We start from the raw sequence: 432 nt of genomic DNA, 5'->3' as shown, positions 1-432 counted from the left end.
TCGCCCGCATAGGACGTGCCGCCGATGAGCACGATCTTGCGCTTGAAGTCGCAGGCGATGACCGTCTCCGTGCGGCAGCCGTGACGGGCCGGGTCCGCCTTGAAGGACGGCAGGTCGATGATGGTCAGGCCGGGCACGTAATCGGCGAGCTCGCCGCGATCCGGACGGATCAGCAGGTTGCGGATGAAGAGCGAGTGCCAGGCATATTCCGTGAACACACGGGCCTCGACCCGGTAGGCCGGATCGGCGCCGCCGTAGAGGTCCTGCGCGAACAGCTCCTTGCCTTCCGCATGGGCCAGGAAGTCGGCCAGCAGGGTGTCGAAATGGCCGGGCGTGATGGCGCCGTTGTTGTCCCACCACACGGTGTTTTCCGTGGTCTCGTCGCGCACCACGAACTTGTCCTTGGGCGAGCGGCCCGTATGCACGCCGGTG

Annotated in this window: 1 protein-coding gene; it reads right to left on the bottom strand. The window is 66.4% G+C overall.

Annotated elements, in window-relative coordinates; genetic code table 11:
- A partial coding sequence (locus KBI52_RS33785; protein ID WP_210804779.1) for a phosphoenolpyruvate carboxykinase (ATP) occupies positions 1 to 432 on the bottom strand: 432 nt, incomplete at both ends.

This window comes from Microvirga sp. HBU67558, from assembly GCF_018069605.1.
Classification (GTDB): domain Bacteria; phylum Pseudomonadota; class Alphaproteobacteria; order Rhizobiales; family Beijerinckiaceae; genus Microvirga; species Microvirga terrae.
Note: the sequence above shows the minus strand (reverse complement) of the source record. Positions and strands in the feature narration are given on the sequence as shown.